The 17,635-nt window shown below is 71.0% G+C and carries 15 protein-coding genes; 4 read left to right on the top strand and 11 right to left on the bottom strand.

All coding sequences use genetic code 11. From position 1 onward, the window contains the following. Positions 1-43: 43 nt before the first annotated feature. The 9 genes from OCT49_RS25355 to OCT49_RS25315 all read right to left on the bottom strand — a co-directional run bounded on the left by OCT49_RS25355 (position 44) and on the right by OCT49_RS25315 (position 10,217). Positions 44-1,237 (bottom strand): YncE family protein, encoded by a 1,194-nt coding sequence (locus tag OCT49_RS25355; RefSeq protein ID WP_502963486.1) that lies wholly within the window; start codon positions 1,235-1,237, stop codon positions 44-46. A 483-nt stretch (positions 1,238-1,720) separates the two neighbouring features. After that, positions 1,721-2,236, bottom strand: coding sequence for an ATP-binding protein (locus OCT49_RS25350; RefSeq protein ID WP_283854126.1), 516 nt, complete (start codon positions 2,234-2,236; stop codon positions 1,721-1,723). Between the two features lie 251 nt (positions 2,237-2,487). Beyond that, positions 2,488-3,255: an enoyl-CoA hydratase/isomerase family protein gene (locus tag OCT49_RS25345; RefSeq protein ID WP_148839325.1), complete on the bottom strand. Its 768-nt coding sequence runs from the start codon at positions 3,253-3,255 to the stop codon at positions 2,488-2,490. Positions 3,256-3,348: 93 nt separating this feature from the next. After that, complete coding sequence (locus tag OCT49_RS25340) at positions 3,349-4,593, bottom strand: L,D-transpeptidase (RefSeq protein WP_283854125.1); 1,245 nt, start codon at positions 4,591-4,593, stop codon at positions 3,349-3,351. 270 nt (positions 4,594-4,863) lie between these two features. Next, positions 4,864-6,114, bottom strand: coding sequence for a L,D-transpeptidase (locus tag OCT49_RS25335; protein WP_502963415.1), 1,251 nt, complete (start codon positions 6,112-6,114; stop codon positions 4,864-4,866). Between the two features lie 171 nt (positions 6,115-6,285). Continuing rightward, a complete protein-coding gene (locus OCT49_RS25330; protein ID WP_283854124.1) occupies positions 6,286-6,936 on the bottom strand; it encodes a response regulator in 651 nt (216 codons plus the stop codon). A gap of 19 nt (positions 6,937-6,955) precedes the next feature. Beyond that, the gene (locus tag OCT49_RS25325) at positions 6,956-8,329 is read right to left on the bottom strand and encodes a sensor histidine kinase (protein ID WP_283854123.1); all 1,374 of its coding nucleotides are present in this window, start codon (positions 8,327-8,329) and stop codon (positions 6,956-6,958) included. Between the two features lie 51 nt (positions 8,330-8,380). Then, positions 8,381-9,157 (bottom strand): ABC transporter permease, encoded by a 777-nt coding sequence (locus OCT49_RS25320; RefSeq protein WP_283854122.1) that lies wholly within the window; start codon positions 9,155-9,157, stop codon positions 8,381-8,383. Positions 9,158-9,314: 157 nt separating this feature from the next. After that, positions 9,315-10,217, bottom strand: a complete 903-nt coding sequence (locus OCT49_RS25315) for an ABC transporter ATP-binding protein (protein ID WP_283854121.1) — start codon at positions 10,215-10,217, stop codon at positions 9,315-9,317. A 175-nt stretch (positions 10,218-10,392) separates the two neighbouring features. On the opposite strand from OCT49_RS25315, the gene OCT49_RS25310 reads away from it, so the two are divergent. From OCT49_RS25310 to OCT49_RS25295, 4 genes are all read left to right on the top strand, one after another. Beyond that, positions 10,393-12,345, top strand: coding sequence for an ABC transporter ATP-binding protein (locus tag OCT49_RS25310; RefSeq protein ID WP_283854120.1), 1,953 nt, complete (start codon positions 10,393-10,395; stop codon positions 12,343-12,345). After that, the gene (locus tag OCT49_RS25305; protein ID WP_283854119.1) at positions 12,342-14,207 is read left to right on the top strand and encodes an ABC transporter ATP-binding protein; all 1,866 of its coding nucleotides are present in this window, start codon (positions 12,342-12,344) and stop codon (positions 14,205-14,207) included. Before OCT49_RS25310 ends, OCT49_RS25305 begins: the two co-directional genes overlap by 4 nt. Positions 14,208-14,552: 345 nt before the next feature. Beyond that, positions 14,553-14,951 (top strand): hypothetical protein, encoded by a 399-nt coding sequence (locus OCT49_RS25300; protein WP_283854118.1) that lies wholly within the window; start codon positions 14,553-14,555, stop codon positions 14,949-14,951. 61 nt (positions 14,952-15,012) lie between these two features. Next, the gene (locus tag OCT49_RS25295; protein WP_283855939.1) at positions 15,013-15,654 is read left to right on the top strand and encodes a DNA alkylation repair protein; all 642 of its coding nucleotides are present in this window, start codon (positions 15,013-15,015) and stop codon (positions 15,652-15,654) included. A 23-nt stretch (positions 15,655-15,677) separates the two neighbouring features. On the opposite strand, the gene OCT49_RS25290 is transcribed toward OCT49_RS25295, so the two are convergent. Together OCT49_RS25290 and OCT49_RS25285 are read right to left on the bottom strand one after the other, a co-directional pair. Continuing rightward, the gene (locus OCT49_RS25290) at positions 15,678-16,295 is read right to left on the bottom strand and encodes a transposase (RefSeq protein ID WP_502963414.1); all 618 of its coding nucleotides are present in this window, start codon (positions 16,293-16,295) and stop codon (positions 15,678-15,680) included. Between the two features lie 357 nt (positions 16,296-16,652). Then, complete coding sequence (locus OCT49_RS25285) at positions 16,653-17,516, bottom strand: helix-turn-helix domain-containing protein (RefSeq protein WP_283854117.1); 864 nt, start codon at positions 17,514-17,516, stop codon at positions 16,653-16,655. Positions 17,517-17,635: the final 119 nt, after the last annotated feature.

Here is a 17,635-nt window from a genome sequence, read left to right as displayed (position 1 = left end):
CGGGCAGCGGGTGGCGCGGCGGTGGCGGCGACGGGGCCGGCCGTCAGCGGAAGACGCCGGTGTGGCCGAGGGAGTAGCGGCCGGGCTGCGGGTAGACGGCCAGGCCGTGCGGGCCGCTGCCGACCGGGATGCGGGCGAGCTGCTTGCCGGTGGCGGTGTCGATCGCGTACACCTCGGCGTCGTAGCGTCCGCTCAGCCAGAGGACCTTGCCGTCCGCCGAGACCCCGCCCATGTCGGGGCTGCCGCCGCCGGGCAGGCGCCATTTCTTCGTCAGCTCGCGCCGCGCGAAGTCGAAGACGGAGACGGTGCCCTCGCCGCGGTTGGAGATGTACATCTCCTCGGAGTCGCGGCTGACGTAGAGCCCGTGGGCGCCCTTGCCGGTGTGCAGCAGCTTCGGGGTGGTGAAGTTCTTCCCGTCCAGCACCCAGACCCCGTCGGCGATCATGTCCGCGATGTAGAAGGTCCCGCCGTCGGGCGACAGCTTCACGTCCTGCGGCATCGCGCCCTTCAGCGGCAGCTTCTGCTGCTCGACGACCTTCATCCGCGCGGTGTCGACCTTGAGGAGTTCGCCGGAGAACTCGCAGGAGACGATGAAGTACCGGCCGTCGGTGGAGAAGTCGGCGTGGTTGACGCCCGCGCAGTCGACCGGGACGGTCTTGACGGTCTTCATGGTGTGGGCGTCGCGGAAGACCAGTTCGCGGTCCATCGAGGCCATCACCACGGCGTACTTGCCGTCCGGGGTGAAGTAGAGGTTGTACGGGTCGGAGACGGGCACCGTGGGGCCGACCTTCCCGGTGGCCGGGTCGATGGCGGTGAGGCTGTCGCCGATGTCGTTGTTGACCCAGAGGGTCTTCAGGTCCCAGGACGGGACGACGTGCTGCGGCTGGCGGCCGACCTTGATCGTCCTGATCACCTCGTACGTCGCCGGGTCGATCACGGACACGGTGTCGGAGTTGGTGTTGGGGACGTACACCCGGGACGGGAAGTCCTTGACGACGGGCGAGAGCCGGCCCGCCCGGTCGGCCGCGTAGACGTCCTTGACGTCGAGCACCGGGGGCATCCCGGGGAGCCCCGGCGGGACGGGCGGGAGGGCGCTCCTGGAGGCGGTGGGCGGTGCGGCGGCCTCGCTGCCGACGGCCTGGACGGTCGGCTTCCCGGCCGGTGTGCCGCAGCCGGGGAGTACGGCCAGCAGGACGCCCCCGAGCAGGGCCGCGGTGTGCTTGGTGGAAGGAAGCATCATCAGGTCACCTGCTCCGGGGGCGTCACCGCGCACAGGGCGCCGCGGCGGCGCACCGGGATGTCGGAGGCGTTCATGTGCAGACACACTAGGCGTCGAATGCGACAAAGATAACAATTAGCGTATATAGATGCAGCGAATGAATCATTCGCCAGATCCCATAGGTATTCACGCTTTTGCAGGCAAGTGACCCATCACACCTGTGATTCAGTCGAGAGATGTCCGGTTAAGTGGCCGTATACCCTTTTTGAGCCTTTGGCGGAGAGGTCGCCCGTCTGCCATAGTCGGTGACACGACCTCACCGACCCGAGCCAGGTCGTCACAAGCGGCCGTGAACACACCCCCCATCTCACGGCCCTCACACAGAAGCCCCCGCAGCGCCCCACCACGGCGGACCGGGGGCTTCTGCGTACCGGGAACTTCCGTACAACCGGGGGCTTCCGCGCGGCCGGGCGCTTTCGCGCGCCCGGCCGGTCCCGGGGGTCAGCGGTCGGAGATCCGCATCTCGAACCAGGTGGTCTTGCCGCGCGGCAGCAGGTCCACGCCCCAGCGGTCGGAGAGCTTGTCGACGAGGAAGAGGCCCCGCCCGCTGACGTCCATCTCCTGGACCGGCATCAGACAGGGCAGCCCGCGCGAGGGGTCGCGCACCTCGATCCTGATCCAGCCGCGACGGCGCAGCATCCGCAGCCCGAAGACCCGGGCGCCGGTGTGCCGCACGGCGTTGCCCACGAGCTCCGAGACGAGCAGTACGGCGTACTCGGCGATCTGCGGGGAGAGCGCCCACTGACGCATCACCACGCACGAGGTGAGCCGGCGCGCGGTGGCCGCGGACTCCGGGCGCGACGGGAGCCGGACCTCGCCCTCCGTCGGATTCCCGAACAACTCCAGCGCCTTGAACGCCTGTTCGTCCTCGATCGTCGGCATCCACCGTGCCGCCGTCGAACCGCTGTGCGGTCGCGGCTGTTCCACACCCTCCAGGCCCGCCATGGACACCATCATGACCACAACGCGGGCGCCCCGGGGCCGTTCCGGAGGAATCCGTACCCCCGGTTGCAACGTTCCGCGACGGCCGGAAGTCATATGCCGCAGGCATGAAACACCCCGCTTTACCCCTGCTGACCTGCGCGGATACCGGGTCCGGGCGGGGTTGTCGGGTCTCCCGGAAAGCCGGGCCCCGAGGTGGTGCCGGGGCCCGGCCGATCCGCCCGCACGGATGAACCCGTGCGAGTCCGTACCCAACTGGCGTTCGGTCAGAGGAACTTGGCCTTGCCCGGGCCCTCCTCCACGAAGCTGCGCATTCCGCGCTCCCGGTCCTCGGTGGCGAACAGTCCGGCGAACCAGTTCCGCTCGATCGTGAGCCCGGTGTCGATGTCCGTCTCCAGCCCGGCGTCGACGGATTCCTTGGCGGCGCGCAGCGCGAGCGCCGGGCCCTTCGCCAGCTTGGCGGCCCAGGCGTACGCCTGCTCGTACACCTCGGCGGCGGGCACCACGCGGTCCACCAGACCGATCGTCAGCGCCTCCTCGGCCTTGACGTGACGACCGGTGAAGATCAGGTCCTTGGCCCTGGAGGGGCCGATCAGCCGGGCGAGGCGCTGGGTACCGCCCGCGCCGGGGATGAGGCCGAGCAGGATCTCCGGCTGGCCCAGCTTGGCGTTGTCGGCGGCGATCCGGAAGTCGGCGCAGAGGGCCAGCTCGCAGCCGCCGCCCAGGGCGTAGCCGGTGACGGCGGCGACGACGGGCTTGGGGATGCGGGCCACGGCGGTGAAGGAGTCCTGGAGCGCCTTGGAGCGCACGACCATCGCCGTGTGGTCCATCGCCTGCATCTCCTTGATGTCCGCGCCGGCCGCGAACACCTTCTCGCCCCCGTAGATCACCACGGCGCGCACGTCGTCGCGCCGGGTCGCCTCCTCGGCGAGTTCGCGCAGCCGGTCCTGGGTGGCGACGTCCAGGGCGTTCATGGGCGGGCGGTCCAGGCGGATCGTGCCGACCCCGTCGAGTACTTCGAGATTCGCTGTCATGGGAGGCAGATTAGACGGGCCGGGAACGGCCGAGCGGGCCCGGTGGCGTGGATCACGGCACCGGGCCCGCTCGGCCTCGCGTACGGGGAGGGACTACTTGGTCCACTCCTCCCAGCTCATGTTCCAGCCGTTGAGGCCGTTGTCCGGCTGGATCGTCTTGTCCTTCGAGTTCTTCACGATCACGATGTCGCCGATGAGCGAGTTGTCGTAGAACCAGGCAGCCGGGGTCTTCTTGCTCCAGCCGCCGCGCACGTCCTGCAGGCCGACGCAGCCGTGGCTGGTGTTGGCCGAGCCGAAGATGCCGGGGGAGCCCCAGTAGTTGCCGTGCAGGAAGGTGCCCGAGGTGGACAGGCGCATCGCGTGCGGCACGTCCTTGATGTCGTACTCTCCGCCGAAGCCGACGGTGTCACCGTTCATCCGGGTCACCTTGAGCTTCTCGCTGATGACCATCTGGCCGTTGTACGTGGTGGTGGCCGGGGCGCCCGCGGAGATCGGGATGTCCTTGATCTCCTTGTCGTCGCGGACGACCTTCATCCGGTGGGTGCTCGCGTCGACGGTGCTGACCTGCTTGCGGCCGATGGTGAAGGAGATCGTCTTGGCCTGCTTGCCGTACACGCCCGGCCGGCCCTCGACGCCGTCGAGGTTGAGCTTCACGGTCACCTTGGTGCCGGAGGCCCAGTAGTTCTCGGGGCGGAAGTCGAGGCGGTCGTTGCCGAACCAGTGGCCCTCGATCTCCACGGACGGCTCGGCCTTCACCTCGATGGCCTTCTCGACGGCCTCGGGGTTGGTGATGCCCCGGGTGAAGTGGATCGAGACGGGCATCCCGACGCCGACCGTGGAACCGTCCTCCGGGGTGTACTGCCCGATGAAGGTGTTCTGCGGGACCAGCGTGGTGAAGCTGGTGTCCTTCGCCGACTCACGGCCCTTCGAGTCCTTGGCGACGGCGTGGACCTTGTACTTGGTCGCCGCGGCCAGGTGCTGGTCGGGCGCCCAGCTCGCGCCGTCGGCCGCGATCTTGCCCTCGACCTCGGTGCCCTTGGGGTCGGAGACCTTGACCGTGGTCAGCTTCCCCTGCTCGGCCGAGACCTTCAGCACCCCGCTGGTCGCGACGGATTCCGCGCCGTCCTTGGGCGCGATGGTCACCACTGCCTGCGAGGCCGAGGTGTCCTCGGCCTTCCCCGCGCCCTTGTCAGCCTTGCCGGTGCCGTCTCCCCCACCGCAGGCCGTCACCAGCATCAGCATCGCACCCAGCACCAGAGCCAGCGGTCCGGTGGCTCCTCGTCCGCCCCGCCTGCCGTTCGCCCCGGCCGATGTCCCCGATATCGGCTGCCCGTTCAATGTGGTCGTCTCCCCTCGCACGGCCTGGCCCCGCCATGGCCCCGGGAGCCCTCGGGCTCCCTCCCCCGCGCGCTGCATATGCACGCTCAGCGAAAGATAATCACACCGGACATGTGGAAATGACCCCCTGGATGTCACCATTCAGTCCCAAGTTCACCGAGGAAGGGTGACGGCGCCGGGGAGGGCCGGAGCCGGGCGGGGGACGGGGCCTGACAGGGACCGGAGCCGCGCGGGGGACGGGGAGCGGGGCCGGGCGGGCGGGGGCGGACTTCAGCGCAGGGCGGAACCCGCCTTCCAGTGGGCCCAGTCCAGGTTCCAGCCGCCGAGGCCGTTGTCCGGCGCGACCTGTTTGTCCGCGGAGTTGACGACCTCGACCACGTCGCCGATGAGCGTCCGGTCGAAGAACTGGCCGGCCGGGGTGTCGTCGCCGCCGCCCTTCACGTCGAGCAGCCCCACGCAGCCGTGGCTGACGTTGTCCGAGCCGAACACGCTCTCGTCCGACCAGTAGTTGCCGTGCAGGAAGGTGCCGGAATCGGTGAGCCGGACGGCGTGCGGGACGTCCTTGATGTCGTACTCGCCGCCGAAGCCGACCGTGCGGCCGTCCATCCGGGTCACCTCGTCCATCTCGCTGACCACCATCTTCCCGTTGTACGTGGCCGTCCTGGAGGAGCCCGCCGTGATCGGGAAGGTGGTGACGGTCCGGCCGTCGCGGCGCACCTCCATGGTGTGCGCGGACGCGTCGACCACGGACGTCTGGGAGCGGCCCACCTCGAAGGTGATCGTCTTGTCCTGGGAGCCGTACACGTGCGGCGCGCCCTCCACGTCGCGCAGCCCCACCACGACGGTGACCTCGGTGCCCGGCTTCCAGTATTTCTCGGGGCGGAAGTCGAGGCGGTCGGCGCCGAACCAGTGCCCCACCACCTCGACCGGCGGGTCGGACGTCACCCGGATCGCCCGCTGCACGGCCGCGCGGTGGGTGATCGGGCGGTTGAAGTCGAACGAGACGATCATGCCGGTGCCGACCGTGGCGCGGTTCTCCGGCTTGAAGTAGCCGATGAAGCGGTGGGTGGGCACCGCCGTGGTGAAGGTGGTGTGACGGGCCGTGCGGTTCCCCGAAGCGTCCACCGCCACCGCGTCGACCCGGTACTTGGCGGCGAGTCCGAGCCGGGCCGCCCCCTTCCCGGGTTTCCAGGACCGGCCGTCGTCCGAGATCCGGCCCGGGACCTCCCGTCGCTGCGCGTCCTCGATCCGGGTGACCCGGACGCTCTGCAGCCGCCCGTCCGGAACCCGCACCTCCACCCGGTCGTCCGGGCCGACGTCCTTCGCCCGGTCCTTCGGGGTGATCAGGATCGCCTCCTGCGGCGGGCGGGCCTTCCCGCTGAAGATCGATCGGGCGCCGGAACAGCCGCTCAGTACGGCCAGCACGATCAATACGGCCAGCAGTCCCGTCCGGGACGGCACGGTGGCCGGGCCCGCCACCGTCCTCTTCGCTCTCTTCACTCTCTTCGCTACGTGGTTCACGTCCCCCCAAACGACCGGGACCGGCCGGGGAAACGTGGGTACGGCCTCCCGGGTGCACGGACGGCGGGACACGCCGTGCCGGAGGCTGAGCCGGTGCCGGTGCCACGCGCCCGGGAGCGAAAGCGGGAACAGAACGGGGTGGGAGCAGGAACGGGAGCGGGCCTCGCGGGATCAGCCGAGGATGCCCCGGTCGTAGCCGACCGCGACGGCGGCGGCCCGGTCCTTGGCGCCCAGCTTGGCGAAGATGTGCGTGAGGTGGGTCTTCACGGTGGCCTCGCTGATGAACAGTTCGGCGGCGATCTCCCGGTTCGAGGTGCCCCGCGCGACCAGTTCGAGCACCTCGCGCTCGCGGCCGGAGAGCGATTCGCCGCCCGGGGCCGCCGGGGTGCGGACCCGTGAGACGAGCCGGGTCGCGACGGTGGGCGAGAGCACGGTACGGCCGTCGGCGGCGGCGCGGACGGCGGTGAACAGCTCGTCGCGGGGCGCGTCCTTGAGGAGGTAGCCGGTGGCTCCGGCCTCGATCGCGGGCAGGGTGTCGGTGTCGGTGTCGTAGGTGGTGAGGACGAGCACCCGGGAACGGGCGCCGCGGGCGGTCAGCTCGGTGATGGCTGCGACCCCGCCGCCGCCCGGCATCCGCAGGTCCATCAGGACGACGTCGGGATCGAGCCGGGCCACCAGCTCGACCCCCTCCACCCCGTTCGACGCCTCCCCCAGCACTTCGAAGTCCGGGGCCGAATCGAACATGCCGCGCAGACCGTCCCGTACGACGGGGTGGTCGTCGACGACGACGAGCGTGATGACGCGTGCGGTTTCCTCTGGCATGGCAGGCCAACCGTACTGGTCACCGGCGGTTCGGGACCAGGGGCACCCGGACGCTGACCGCGGTGCCGCGGCCCGGTTCGCTCTCCACCTCGACGGTGCCCGCGAAGCGTTCGGCGCGGGCCCGCATGCCGCCGAGGCCGAAGCCGCCCGCGCCCCGGTACGGCGGCAGGGCGTCCGGCACGAAACCGCGGCCGTCGTCCCGTACGTCCAGGGTGAGTTCGTCGCCCATGAAGGACAGCGTGACGCCGACCCGGGACGCCCCGGCGTGGCGGCCGGCGTTGGCGAGGGCCTCCTGCGCGATCCGGAGCAGGGTGGCGGCCATCTCGTCGTGGACCGGCTCGACGGTGCCGGTGACGGTGAACCCGGCCCGTACGGCGTGGCGTTCCGCCCAGTCGGTGACGGTCTTCTCCAGGGCGCCGGGCAGGTCGTCGTGTTCCAGTGCGACGGGGACCAGGTTGTGGACGGAGCGGCGGGCCTCACCGAGGCTGTGCCGGGCGAGGGAGGCGGCGCGGTCGAGGTGCCGGCGGGCCAGTGCGGGGTCGCTGTCGCCGACCGAGGTCACCACCTGGAGCTGGGCGATGATGCCGATCAGCCCCTGGGCGAGGGTGTCGTGGATCTCCGCGGCCAGTCGGCGGCGCTCGTCGGCGACGCCCGCCTCGCGTGCCTGGAGCAGGAGTTGGGCGTGCAGTCCGGCGTTCTCCGCCAGGGCCTGTTCGAGGCGGGCGTTGGCCGACTCCAGTGCGGCGATGGTGTCGGTCTGGGTGCGGGCGTGGTCGGCCTCGTGGTCGCCGATCTTGGCGAAGACCATGGTGAGGGTGCCGTGCAGGGCGAACAGGACGGCGAAGGCGACCCAGTTCATGAGGGTGGCCGGCGGAAGTCCGCTGCCGCTCTGCGAGACCGCCATGATCGCGGCGACGGCCAGCAGCCCGGCGCGGAAGGCGCGTGGCGGGAGCAGCCGGCCCGCGTCGAAGTAGCCGAGGACGGCGTACATCGAGAAGAACGGGTTGCACCAGGACAGCCCGAGGGCGAGCAGGGTGCGAACGACGAAGTAGCACTGGGCCGCCCGCGATCCCGGGGGACGGGACCGCCTGGCCCTCCCCCACCAGAGCTGGAGGACGAACGCGCAGGGGACCAGTGCCGCGGCGGCGTACACCTTCGGGCGGGACATGATGAGCTCGGCGGAGATGGCGGAGACGGCGCTGCCCAGGCCCAGCAGGCCGTACGGCCCGTAGGTGAAGAACCGTTCCCACCACTGCTCGGCGGTCGTCGTGCCGCCCGCGGCCGTACCCTTCCCGCCCGTCCGGTCCGTCGCGTCCTTCCCGCCCGTCCGGTCCGTCGTGTCCGCCGGGTGCCCCGCGTCCGCCGCCATGTCCCCCGCGTCCCCCGTGTTCATGGCGACAGTGTCCCCGACCCGCGCCTCACGACGGCCGGTCCCGGCGCGGTCTCACTCCCACCGGAACAGACGGGTCGCGAGCAGCGTCACCAGGCCCGTCCACAGCACCATCGCGCCGAGGGACACCCAGCCCGGCCAGCCGCCGGACATCGCCCGGTCCAGCGCCTGGGAGGCCGCCCCGAGCGGGGTGAGCTGGACGATGTGCCGGAGGGTGTCGGGCATGGACTGCACCGGGATCCAGACCCCGGCGGTGAACATCATCAGGAGATGGACGATCGAGCTGATCGCGGTGGACGCCTTGACCGTCCGGGTGAGGGCGCAGAGCAGCGAGCCGAGGGCGAGGACGCTCGCCGTCGCCAGCAGCAGCGCCAGGAGGTAGCCGAGGGGCTGTCCGGGCAGACGTACGCCGAAGGCGACCCGGCCGACGCCCATGACCAGCGCGGCGGAGCCGATCGCCGCGGCACCGTGCAGGGCGATCTGCGCGGTGAGCAGCGCGGACGGGCGTACCGGCGTGGTGGACATCCGGCGCAGGATGCCGCGTTCGCGGTAGCCGGTGAGAACGGGCGGCATGGCCTGGAGCCCGGCCATGATCATGCCGAGCAGTACCGCCACCGGTACGTACAGGTCGATGACCCGGCGTCCGCCGAGTGCTTCGTCGGGGTCCCGGAAGGAGGGGATCAGGCCGAGGATCGTCATCAGGACGGTCGGGAAGACGAGGATCCAGAACAGGTTGCCGGGTTCGCGGAGGAAGAGCCGGGTCTCGGCCCTGAGGACCGCCCTGTACGCGGCGGCGGGGGCGGGGGCGGGCATCGGTGCGGGGGCAGGCATCGGGGCGGGTGCGGGGGCGGGCATTGGTGTGGATGCGGGGGCAGGCATCGGGGCGGGTGCGGGGGCGGGCATTGGTGTGGATGCGGGGGCAGGCATCGGGGCGGGTGCGGGGGCGGGTGTCGGCGTGGTTCCGGCCGGGTTGTTCGCCGTGGTCATCTCAGGCCGCCTGTTCTGTGAGGTCGAGGAAGGCGTCGTCCAGCGTCGCCTCGGAGACGCGGAGCTGGTGTGCGGTGATGCCCCGGCGGGCCAGCAGCGAGATGACCGCGTTGACCGTCTCGTCGGTGCCGTCGATGGTGATCCGCCCGTCCTTCCGCGCCACGGAGACCGCACCGGGCAGCGGGCTCAGTTCGGCGTCGGCGAGCGGCTGCGAGGGGGTGAAGGCGATGACGGTGGAGCCGGCCGCCCTGCCGATCAGGCCGGACGGGGTGTCGAGGGCGACGACCCGGCCCTTGTCGATCACGGCGATCCGGTCGCAGAGCCGGTTGGCCTCCTCCATGAAGTGCGTGACCAGGAGGACGGTGACGCCGCCGGCGCGCACGTCCTCGATCAGCTTCCAGGTGTCCCGGCGGGCCCGCGGGTCCAGGCCGGTGGTCAGTTCGTCCAGGACCACCACCCGGGGATTGCCGATCAGGGCGAGCGCGATGGACAGCCGCTGCTTCTGCCCGCCGGACAGCGCGGCGAACCGGGTGCCGTACTTGGTGTGCAGCCCGAGCCGCTCGGCGAGTTCGTGCCGGTCGGCGGGGTCCGGGTGGAAGGAGCTGTACAGCTCCAGCGCCTCGGCCACGGTGATCCTGGGCTGCAGTTCGCTCTCCTGGAGCTGGGCGCCGAGCAGCCGGGTGACCCGGTCGTGGTCGGCGACGGGGTCGAGTCCGGCCACCCGGACCGTTCCCCCGTCGGGGACCCTCAGCCCCTCGACGCATTCGACGGTGGTGGTCTTGCCCGCGCCGTTGGGCCCGAGGATGCCGAAGATCTCGCCCTCCTCGACGGTGAAGCTCACCCCGTCGACCACCCGGCGCCCGGCGTACGCCTTGTGCACCCCGTCCACTTCGATGATTGCCATGTCCACGAGAATCGCGGCGCGGGGGCCGGCGCACTATCGGCCATCCCGCTCGAAGCGGCATCAGCCGATCGGTTGATACCGGGTACGACCAGGGGGGTTCCATGACCCCCGCCGCTTCCGGGCGGCCGGAAAACCACATGAGCGAGGTCAGGGGTGAACCGTAGGCTCGCCTGTGATGCCCGAAAAAAACGTAGAGCCCGAGAAACGGTCCGCCACCCGTACCCTGCTGCGGCTGTGGCCGTATGTGAGACCGGTGCGCGTCCGCCTGTTCGGCGCCGCCGTGGTGGCGATCGTCGCGTCCTGCATCGGCCTGGTGATCCCGCTCGTACTGAAGTGGATCGTCGACGGCCCGGTGGCGGACCGTGACCCCGGGGGCGTCTGGCTCGGCGCGCTGTACCTGCTGTTGCTGGGCCTCGCGGAGGCCGGGCTCTTCGGGGTGCGCCGGTGGCTGGTGGCCCGCCCGCTGGCCGGGGTGGAGGCGACCATGCGGGCCGACCTGTACCGGCATCTGCAACGGCTGCCGATCGCCTTCCACGACCGCTGGGCGTCGGGGCAGTTGCTCTCGCGCGGTACGACGGACCTGATGCTGCTGCGCCTGTTCCTGGCGTTCCCACTGACCTTCCTCCTGGTCAACGGGACGACGATCCTGGTCGGTTTCGGCATCCTGCTGAGCCAGCAGTGGACGCTGGGGCTGGTGCTGCTCGCCCCGGTGGTGCCGCTGGTGTTCCTCTGCTCGCTCTTCCAGACCAAGTACGCGCACGTGGCGCGCAGGGCGCAGGACCAGGTCGGCGATCTGACGACGGTCGTCGAGGAGAGCGTGCTCGGCATCCGCATCATCAAGGGTTTCGGCCGGCACCGCAGCCAGGCCCTCGCCTTCCGCGCCCTGTCGGAACGGCTGCGCACCACGGAGCTGGGCAAGGCCCGTCTCCTCGCGGGCATCTGGGCCAGCATGACCATGATTCCCGAGCTGGCCATCGGCGCGGCGCTGGTCCTCGGCACGGTCCAGGTCGCGGACGGCGGGCTCTCCGCGGGCACCCTGGTCGCCTTCCTCTCGACGGCGCTCGCCCTGCGCTGGCCGATCGAGTCGATCGGCTTCCTGCTGGCGATGAGCCAGGAGTCGGCGACGGCGACCGAGCGGTACTTCGAGGTGATGGACGCGACCGAGGAGGAGGCGGCGGCGACGGTCACGCCCGCCGACGGCGACGACCGCCCCCGGCAGGACGCCCCGGACCGGGGCGAAACGGTCGGTGAACTGGTCTTCGAGGGCGTGGAGTTCCGCTATCCCGACGCGGAGGCCGGTGCCCCGCCCGTACTGGACCGGATCGATCTGCGGGTCCGGCCCGGCGAGACGATGGCACTGGTGGGGGCCACGGGTTCGGGCAAGACGACCCTGACCACCCTGGTGCCGCGGCTGCACGAGGTCACGGCGGGCCGCATCCTGCTGGACGGTACGGACATCACCGCCCTGCCCCGCGAACGACTGCGCGAGCTGGTGTCGGTGGCCTTCGAGGAGCCGACGCTCTTCTCGGCGAGCGTCGGGGAGAACGTCCTGATGGGCGCCGAGGGGGCCGGGGAGGACGAGTTGCGCCGGGCCCTGTCGGTGGCCCAGGCCGATTTCGTCCACGATCTGCCCGAGGGCATCGACACCCAGGTCGGCGAGCAGGGGCTCAGCCTCTCCGGCGGGCAGCGCCAGCGGCTCGCGCTGGCCCGTGCCGTGGTCGGCCGGCCGCGCTTCCTGGTGCTCGACGACCCGCTCTCCGCGCTGGACGTGCACACGGAGGCGCTGGTGGAGGCCGCCCTGCGCCGGGTGCTGGCGCAGACCACGGCGATCGTGGTGGCGCACCGGCCCTCCACGGTGATGCTGGCGGACCGGGTGGCGCTGCTGTCGCGGGGCCGGATCGCCGCCGTCGGCACGCATCAGGAACTGCTGCGCGACAGCGCGGAGTACGCCTGGCTGATGTCGGGCGCCGAAACCGCCCCGGGAACCGGCCAGTCGCCCGCGCCGGGCACCGACCACCGGCCGCCCGCCCCGGGAACCGACCGGCCGCCCGTGCCGGGTGCCGGCCCCGACCCCGACTCCGGCCCCGCTCCCGCCTCCGCCTCCGCCGAGAAGGGCAGGACCCGATGACCACGACGACGACGGGACGCACCGACCGGCCCGCGCCCGACGAGCCCGAGGAGCTGTCCCCCGCCGACGACGGGGACCTGTTCGACCGGGACGATCTGCCCACCCCGCCGGGAGCGACCCGGGCCCTGCTGGGGTCGCTGCTGCGGCCGCTCAGGGCACGGGTGGTGGTGGCCGCGCTGTTGCTGCTGGTCCAGCAGGCCGCGATCCAGGCGGGCCCGCTGCTCGTGGCGTACGCCATCGACCGCGGCGTGCCCGCCTTCCGGAACGAGGACTACGGGCCGCTGATCGCGGTGGCCGTCGGGTACGCGCTGTGCTCGGTGACGGCCGGGGCCATGGAGTACACGTTCATCCGGGCCTCCGCCCGGGTCAACCAGGACGTGCTGCTCGATCTGCGCGGGCGCATCTTCCGCCACTCTCAGGCGCTGAGCGTGGACTTCCACGAGCGCTACACCTCGGGCCGGCTGATCTCCCGTTCCACGACGGACGTGGAGTCGCTGCGCGAGCTGCTCGACGAGGGGCTCCAGGAACTCATCATGATCGTCCTGTCCTTCGTCTCGATCTCGTTGACGCTGCTCTGGCTGGACTTCGGCCTCGGCGCGGTCGCGGTGCTGTCCTTCGTGCCCCTGTACCTGCTGGTGCGGATCTTCCAGCGGCGGGCCGGGATGCTGTACGCGGAGCGGTCGACGGCGATCGCCGCGGTCATCGTGAAGTTCGCGGAGACGATGAACGGCATCCGCCCCGTCCGGGCGTTCCGCCGCGAGACCGCCAACGACGAGCACTTCGAGAAGCTCAACGAAACGCACCAGTGGTCCAACGGCAGCGCGATGCTGGAGATGGCGCGCTACGTGGTCGGCTCCCGGCTGGTCGCCAACACGGCGGTCGCCGGGATCGTGCTGTGGGGCGCGTACCGGGTGGCGTCGGACACCCTGGCGCTCGGTGTGCTGGCCGCGGCCGTGCTCTACCTGCGCCGGCTGTACGACCCGATCGACCGGCTCGGGATGTTCCTCAACTCCTACCAGTCGGCCGCGGCCTCGCTGGAGAAGATCGCGGGTCTGCTGGCCCAGACCCCGTCCGTCCCCGAGGCGGCCGAGCCGCGCGAGCTGCCCGCGCTCCCGGGCGAGCACCCGGGCCGCGAGGTCGTCTTCGACGGGGTGAGTTTCGCCTACCGCACGGGCGGCGAGGTGCTGCCCCGCTTCGACCTGAAGATCCCGGCCGGTCAGACGGTCGCCGTGGTCGGTTCGACGGGGGCGGGCAAGTCGACCCTCGCCAAGCTGCTGGCCCGTTTCTACGACCCGACCGACGGCCGGGTGCTGCTGGACGGGACGGACCTGCGGGACCTGGCCGTGCCGGAACTGCGCCGGGGCGTGGTGATGGTGACGCAGGAGGCGTTCCTGTTCTCCGGGACGGTCGCCGAGAACATCGCGGTCGGCAGTCCGGACGCGACCCGCGAGGAGATCGAGGCGGCCGCCAGGGCGATCGGCGCGCACGACTTCATCGCGGGGCTGCCCGAGGGGTACGACACGGACGTGCGCAAGCGGGGCGGCCGGATCTCGGCCGGTCAGCGCCAACTGGTCGCGTTCGCCCGCGCCCTGCTCGCGAACCCGGCCGTGCTGATCCTCGACGAGGCGACGAGTTCCCTGGACGTCCCCGGCGAACGCGCGGTGCAACGGGCCATGGACACGGTGCTGCACGGCCGTACCGCGGTGGTGATCGCCCACCGCCTGTCGACCGTGGAGATCGCGGACCGGGTCCTGGTGATGGAGCACGGCCGCATCGTGGAGGACGGCACCCCCGCCGACCTCATCGCCGGCACCGGCCGCTTCGCCGGGCTGCACCGGGCGTGGCGGGAGAGCCTGACGTAGCAGTTCCCCGACGCCCTGCACTGCAGTTGGCGGAACGTCACGTACCGGAACGGCCGCCCCGCCCGCCGACCCCGGCCACTCCTTCCGGCCGACGGGCGGGGCAACCGCGCAGATCACTCCCCTCGGCGCGGTGGCGATCCGGTTCATCGGCTGCATGATCCTGTTGTGGGGCTTCGGCACCGTCCTGCCGTGGAACCATCTCGACCAGGTACGGTCGGGGTCCATACCGATCGTTCTCCTGATCACGGCCGTGCTCTCCCTCATCCGGGCCGTGCCCCGGCCCCGCACCCCCGAAAGCCGTACCCGGCGGTGGTGGGGACGCGGGCGGTCAATAGAGTCGCCCGTATGACAGCACCAGTGATCCGGGCGGTCGAGGCGGACGACACCGCCTGGGACGACCCGTCCGAGGAGAAGCTGCACGACCTGCTGGCCGACATGAGCCTCAGCTACCGGTTCGTCGTCGTGAACCGGCTCGACGCGGAGCCCGAGGGCCAGCACTACATGCAGGTGTACCTCGAAGACGACCTGAGCTATCAGGTGGAGTACCGCGAGGGCGGGCCGGACCGGCACTTCCAGGCGTGGGTGCCCCGTGACCGGGGGGAATTCTCGGTGGAGCCGGTGGCCAAGGTGGTTCAGGACTGGGCCGCCGGGCGGCCCGGCTGGCGGGAGGCACTCGTCTGGCTCCCGTGGTCGCCCGAGGAGTCGTCCGCCCGCGACCACCCCCTCGCGCCCCCGCGGCCGTAGGCCGAATTCCGTACGCGACGGACAGGAGGCCGCGGTGGCCGGTACGACGTTGGCCGAGGTGATGGCCGAGCTGGCCGGGCTGGAGGACCCGAAGGTCCGCGCCGTGAACGAGCGGCACGGGGACGACCACGGGGTGAACCTCGGCAGACTGCGCGCGCTCGCGAAGCGGCTGAGGACGCAGCAGGAGCTCGCCCGGCAGCTCTGGGGAACGGACGACACCGCGGCGAGACTGCTGGCAGTCCTGGTCTGCCGCCCGAAGGAGTTCGGGCGGGACGAGCTGGACGCCATGGTGCGCGAGGCACGCACCCCCAAGGTGCACGACTGGCTCGTGAACTACGTGGTGAAGAAGAGTCCGCACGCCGAGGAGCTGCGCCTGGCCTGGTCCGCCGATCCGGACCCGGTGGTGGCGAGTTCCGGGTGGGCGCTGACCACCGAACGCGTGGCGAAGAGGCCCGAGGGCCTCGACCTGGGCGGGCTGCTCGACACCGTCGAGGCGGAGATGAAGGACGCCCCGGACCGCCTGCAGTGGGCGATGAACCACTGCCTGGCACGGATCGGGATCGATCACGCCGAGTACCGCGCCCGCGCGATCGACATCGGTGAGCGTCTGGAGGTGCTCAAGGACTACCCGACTCCCCCGGGTTGCACATCCCCGTTCGCGCCCGTCTGGATCACCGAGCTGGTGCGCCGGAAGCAGGGCTGAGAGCCTGTCGGGGGGCCGGTTGATTACGCTGTGACGAGGTCTTCGGCGGTCTTGGCTCGGGCGGGCTTGCGGTGGGGTTCATGGCTCCACCGCGATGGCTGCCCGGCGAGCCGGACGAGCATCCGGCGGATCATCGCCACCTCGATCATGGCCTCGGAGGTCGCGGTCAGCCGTTCGTGGTCGCGTGCCAGGCGGCGGTTTCGGACCAACCAGCCGAAACTTCGCTCCACCACCCAACGGCGGGGCAGGACCTTGAAACCCTTGACGTCGTCGGTCCGCTTCACGATCTCGACGACGATGCCCAACGCGTCGCGGACCCATGAAAGCAGCGTGGAATCAACGGAGTTGGCGTACCCGCCGTCGGCCCACACCAGGCTGGCCGTGCGGAAGCCGGCGGCGAGCCGGACCTGGCGGCGGAGCTCGTCGTGGACGCGGTCCCAGGTGCCGTCCCGGCGCCACTTGGTGAACCAGCGGTGGACCGCGTCCCAGGGCACGAGGTCGCGCGGGAGCATCCGCCACTGGCAGCCCGAGCGCAGCACGCAGAAGACCGAGTCGAGCACCAACCGGTCTCCGTACTTGCGCACCCCGCCGCCTTTTCGCAGGTCACGCACGGGAAGGAGTGGCTGGATGATCTCCCGCATCTCATCGGTCAGGCTGGACGGACAGCATGGGCCGCTGACGGCCTCGGAGTTGTCGCACTGGCACACACCACGTGATCGTTCCGGGGCCGTCGCCATGCCAGGAGGGCACATCACGACCGTCACGTTTCACACATGATCAGCCACCCGACAGACTCTGAGGAGTGGTGCCGGGTCTCGTGCGACTCGCGCGACCGACTGTCGTTGAAAGGGAAAGCGACGACGAGTTGGAGGCCGGGATGGATGCCGAGGACCTGGAGATCACGCCGTGTCCACGGACAGCAATCCGTCCGGGTGAGCGGTCCTTGTGGGTGGACCCTGCGTAGAACGGTGGTCAGCCCGGCGCTGGCGGTGGCAGGCTCATCGGGTGCCTGCCAGCAGGGTGGGCGCGGTGAGGAGCGCGCGGACGCGCGAGTCGTCGGGATCGTTGCGGAGTTCGTAGATCTCCAGGCGCTGGTCGGGCCGGTCGGACTGGGCCCAGAGCTGGAAGTCGACGGTCACGTGGCCCGCGCCCGGGTGGATCATGTGCTTGGTTCCGGCGACGCATTCGCCGACGCGTCCGGACGCCCACAGGGCGGCGAAGGCGTCGTCCCTCACGCACAGCTCGCCGATCATGCGGGTCAGGACTTCGTCGTCCGGGTACTTCCCGCTGATCAGCCGCAGGTACGCGACATAGTCGGCCGCCTCCTTGCCCCAATCCCGGTAGAGGGCACGGGCCTGGGGGTCGAGGAAGAGCAGGCGGGGCAGGGACGGCTGGGTGCTGGGGTGGTCGGGAGCGTCGGCGGGCAGGTGCGGGGCGATCAGGGCGTGTCCCAGGTCGTTCCAGGCCAGTACGTCGTTGCGGCGTCCCAGGATGATGGCAGGCCGGGTGGCGACCAGGGAGAGCAGTGTGCGGGCGTTCGGGCTGACCGTCTCCGGGCCGTGGTCTGCCGCGGCAGGGATACGTTTGGCCCGCGCCAGGTCGAGCAGGTGTTCCGTCTCCGTGACCGAGAGTTGCAGGGCCCGGGCCAGCGCGAGCAGAACCTCGTCGGAGGCGTGACGGCTGTGGCCCTGTTCCAGCCGGGTGTAGTAAGTGACGCTGACGCCCGCCAGCTGGGCGACCTCTTCCCGTCGCAGGCCCGGGACCCGGCGGCGGACTCCGAACCCGTTCAGGGGAGTGGCCTCCGGCGGCAGCGCGGCGCGCTTGGCCCGGAGGAAGACGGCCAGATCACCCGGATCATTCATGAATCAACCCTAAAGCGATGCAGGCGGGCGCGACCATATCCCTGTGAGTGCCACCCTTCCCAGGGCGTGCAAAAGAAGAGATCTGGTAGCTGACCAGGACTTCTCCCAGGATCGAGAGC

The organism is Streptomyces sp. ML-6 (genome assembly GCF_030116705.1).
Taxonomy (GTDB): Bacteria; Actinomycetota; Actinomycetes; order Streptomycetales; family Streptomycetaceae; genus Streptomyces.
The sequence above is the reverse complement of the archived record's forward strand: the minus strand, read 5'-3'. Positions and strand labels throughout refer to the sequence as shown.

Excerpts from the sequence above, each read along its gene's own strand:
- OCT49_RS25330 (WP_283854124.1), bottom strand. The coding sequence starts at position 6,936 with ATGCCAGAGGAAACCGCACGCGTCATCACGCTCGTCGTCGTCGACGAC.
- OCT49_RS25295 (WP_283855939.1), top strand. The coding sequence starts at position 15,013 with ATGGCCGAGCTGGCCGGGCTGGAGGACCCGAAGGTCCGCGCCGTGAAC.
- OCT49_RS25305 (WP_283854119.1), top strand. The coding sequence starts at position 12,342 with ATGACCACGACGACGACGGGACGCACCGACCGGCCCGCGCCCGACGAG.
- OCT49_RS25300 (WP_283854118.1), top strand. The coding sequence starts at position 14,553 with ATGACAGCACCAGTGATCCGGGCGGTCGAGGCGGACGACACCGCCTGG.
- OCT49_RS25315 (WP_283854121.1), bottom strand. The coding sequence starts at position 10,217 with ATGGCAATCATCGAAGTGGACGGGGTGCACAAGGCGTACGCCGGGCGC.
- OCT49_RS25320 (WP_283854122.1), bottom strand. The coding sequence starts at position 9,157 with ATGCCTGCCCCCGCACCGATGCCCGCCCCCGCCCCCGCCGCCGCGTAC.
- OCT49_RS25345 (WP_148839325.1), bottom strand. The coding sequence starts at position 3,255 with ATGACAGCGAATCTCGAAGTACTCGACGGGGTCGGCACGATCCGCCTG.
- OCT49_RS25355 (WP_502963486.1), bottom strand. The coding sequence starts at position 1,237 with ATGCTTCCTTCCACCAAGCACACCGCGGCCCTGCTCGGGGGCGTCCTG.
- OCT49_RS25285 (WP_283854117.1), bottom strand. The coding sequence starts at position 17,516 with ATGAATGATCCGGGTGATCTGGCCGTCTTCCTCCGGGCCAAGCGCGCC.
- OCT49_RS25350 (WP_283854126.1), bottom strand. The coding sequence starts at position 2,236 with ATGATGGTGTCCATGGCGGGCCTGGAGGGTGTGGAACAGCCGCGACCG.
- OCT49_RS25325 (WP_283854123.1), bottom strand. The coding sequence starts at position 8,329 with ATGAACACGGGGGACGCGGGGGACATGGCGGCGGACGCGGGGCACCCG.
- OCT49_RS25290 (WP_502963414.1), bottom strand. The coding sequence starts at position 16,295 with ATGCGGGAGATCATCCAGCCACTCCTTCCCGTGCGTGACCTGCGAAAA.
- OCT49_RS25310 (WP_283854120.1), top strand. The coding sequence starts at position 10,393 with ATGCCCGAAAAAAACGTAGAGCCCGAGAAACGGTCCGCCACCCGTACC.